This is a genomic window from Roseateles sp. P5_E8 (genome assembly GCF_054177665.1).
On sequence record NZ_JBGCUM010000120.1, the window covers coordinates 1 to 3,081 of the forward strand.

Sequence of the window (3,081 nt, forward strand, 5' to 3'; positions counted from 1 at the left end):
CGCCGCGCGCCGCGGCCTGCGCCTGGCGGCCGAGCTGCCCGAGCTGCCACGCGGTCTGGTGCAACTGGCCCCGGCGGCCGCCCGGTTGCTGGATGAGCTGGCCCAGCGCCGCTATTTCGTCGACCTGAGCGTGAACCAGACCGATGGCGACGCCTGGCGGCTGCACGACCTGCTGCGCGACGGCCTGCGCGAGCGCAACCGCATGCTGGAGACGCCCGACGACCTGGCCGCCGCCCGGCGCGACTGCGCGGCCTGGGTGCGTGAGCGCCAGCCCGACATCGCGATGAACCTGCTCGTGGCCGCCGGCGACGAGCCCGCCGCGCTGGCGCTGCTGGCCGACGAGGGCCGGCGCTGGCTGGCGCAAGGCCGGCATCGCCAGGTGTTGTCGTGGCTGGACTCGCTGCCTGGCGAGGCGGGACCGGCCCGTGCGCTGTGGCGTGCCGAGGCGCTGCTGCCGCTGGCACCGGAGGACGCGCGGCCGCTGTTCGCGCTCAGCCGCGCCGCCTTCGTCACCGCCGGCAATGCCGAGGACGCCTGCCGCGCCTGGTGCGGCGAGGTGGCCAGCTACGTCGTGCAATGGGGCGCCGTGCAAGGCCTGGCCGAGCTGGTGGACGAGCTGGAGAGTTTGCAGGAAGCGCTCGGCGAGCCGCCTGGCGAATGGCGCTTCCGCTGCGCGGCCGACGCGCTGACCGCGCTGATGTACGGCCGCGCCGAAGACCCTCGTCTGGCTCGCTACGCGCAGGCCACGGCGCTGGCTGTGGAGCAGGCGCCCGACGCCGCCAGCCGCGTCACGGCGGCGGCGCAGTTGCTGATCTACCGGCTATGGTGGGCGGGCGACTTCCCCGGTGGCCGCGCGCTGTATGACGCCTTCGACGCCGAGGTCGAGCGTGGCGGCGCGGACCTGCCGCCGCTGGCGCGGCTGATCTGGTGGTCCAACGCAGCCATCGTCGACTGGCAGTGCGGCGACCCGGCGCGCTGCCACGCCAAGGTGGAGCAGGGCCTGGCGCTGGCCGAGGCGAGCGGCATCCATGTGCGCGACTTCTTTCTGCTGACGCAGGGCATCTTTTGCGCGCTGTCTCAGGAGGATTGGCCGCGCGCCGAAGGCTATCTGGCGCGGCTGGCGCTGACCGAGCGCGGCCACAAGCGGCTGGACAGTATGGTCCACCACTTCTTCCGCAGCTGGTATGCGCTCAGCCGGGGCGACGCCGCGCTGGCGCTGGCCCATGCGCGCACCGCCTGGCCGCTGGCCGAGAGCCTGGGCTCGCTGTTCCACAAGGTCATCGTGCTGTCGGCGCTGGCACCGGCCTGCCTGCACGCCGGCGACCTGGCCGGCGCTGAAGAGGCCTACCGCGCCCAGCTGGCGCTGGCCAAGGGCAGCGGCAACCTGACCTTTGCCTACATCGCCTTTTGCGCCGGTGCCGAGATCGCGCTGCAGCAGGGCGACGAGGCCGGCCTGGCCAAGCAGGTCGAGCGCATGCTGAGGGTCAAGCAGCTGGGTGGCTTCCACAGTGACTGCGGCTGGCGCAGCCCGATGCGCGCGCGGCTGCTGGCCTTTGCGCTTGAACGCAACATCGTGCCGGACGTGGCGCGGCAATGGATTCGCGAGAAGCGCCTGCCAGCGCCGGCGGGCTACGTGGGGGCCGAGTGGCCGATGCCCGTGCGCATCCGCGCGCTCGGCGCGCTGGAGGTCGAGGTGGACGACCCCACCGCCGCCCCGCCGGGCGGCGTCAAGCCGCCGACCAAGCTGCGCGATCTGCTGGCCATCCTCGTCGTGCGCCGCCGCCACGGGGCGACGCAGGCCGAACTGTCTGACTGGCTGTGGCCCGACACCGATGGTGACAAGGCCGCCGCGTCGCTGAAGGTGGCCGTGCACCGCTTGCGCGCCTGGCTGGGCCATGACAGCGTGCTGCTGCGCAACGGCGTGCTGGCGCTCAACGAGCTGTGCGTCAGCTGCGATCTCTGGGCCTGCCTGGACCAGTCGCCCCAGGGCCTGGCCGCGCTGGCCAGCGTGCTGCTGGCCGGCTGCCAGGCGCCGCCGGTGCAGCAGTTGCGCGAGCGCCTGAGCGCCAGGCGCTGAAGGCCGCGTCCCCAGTTCTCTGGACACGGCCCCTGCTCCTGAGGGGTGGCGGCTTTACCGATCGGTAACCGGTACCTGCCTAACGTGCCCCCATGGCGCCGGCGGTTCGGCGTATGGAGCGTGGGATGAACGACAAGAAGACTTTGTGGCGCTGCACCGGCGTGATGGCCGGCGCTTTGCTGGCCCTGGCGGCGAGCGCGCCGGCCAGCGCCGTGACGGTGACCTGGTACGTGCAAGGGCACATGAACGCCGTCACCCCGGACACACCGGCCGACCTGGGCAGCCTGGCGCCGGCGGGGGCGGTCTTCCAGGCCAGCTTCACCTTCGACACGGTGATCTCGTCCAGCCCGATCGCCATCATCTCGGGCGTTCGGACGGACTACGTCAGCAGCGCCGCCCAGGGCAGCACCAGCCTGGACGTGGCCGGCCAGCATTTCGCCGGCACGGGCAGCCGCATCATCGAGTACGCCGACTGGAACGGCCAGCAGCTGACGCTCAACGGCGGCGCCGTGGCCGGCCCGGTGCCGAGCGCCTACAACTGGGGCGCACTGGACGTGCTGACCCTCAGCCACCGCGGCCCGGGCGACGCCTCACCGGCCGACAAATACCCGTGGTTTTCGCTCAACGGGCCCCAGGGGCAGTTCAAGATCATTGGCAGCAGCACGCCGCCCGACTTGAGCAAGGGCGATGCCTCGGCCTTGATGGACTTGTTCTTCTACAGCTCGGTCACGTCGACCTATTACCACCGCCAGGGCACCATCGAGGCCATACAGACCATGCCCTTCGCCGCCAGCGTGCCCGAGCCGGCCACCTGGGGGCTGATGCTGGCCGGGCTGGCCGCCGTCGGCCTGCGTCGCCGCGCGCGCTAGAACGACACCGGCTGGGGCAGGGCCTTGCTCCAGTAGAAGATGTCCCAGCCGGCGCGCAGGCCGCCGGTGGTGAAGGGGTCGGTGGCGATCAGTGCCTCGACGGCGGCGCGGTCGGCTGCGCGCACGACCCACAGC

Annotated in this window: 2 protein-coding genes; both read left to right on the forward strand. The window is 72.3% G+C overall.

Features of this window, described 5'->3' with window-relative positions; all coding sequences use genetic code 11:
• Positions 1–2,077 (forward strand): hypothetical protein (locus tag ACXRVZ_RS27450; protein WP_458233116.1); only part of this gene is annotated, 2,077 nt, incomplete at its 5' end.
• 125 nt (positions 2,078–2,202) lie between these two features.
• The gene (locus ACXRVZ_RS27455) at positions 2,203–2,946 is read left to right on the forward strand and encodes a PEP-CTERM sorting domain-containing protein (protein ID WP_457421944.1); all 744 of its coding nucleotides are present in this window, start codon (positions 2,203–2,205) and stop codon (positions 2,944–2,946) included.
• The last annotated feature ends 135 nt before the right edge of the window (positions 2,947–3,081 follow it).

What these genes read in the sequence shown, in the direction of transcription:
- ACXRVZ_RS27455 (WP_457421944.1), top strand. Translation starts at nt 2,203, where the DNA reads ATGAACGACAAGAAGACTTTGTGGCGCTGCACCGGCGTGATGGCCGGC.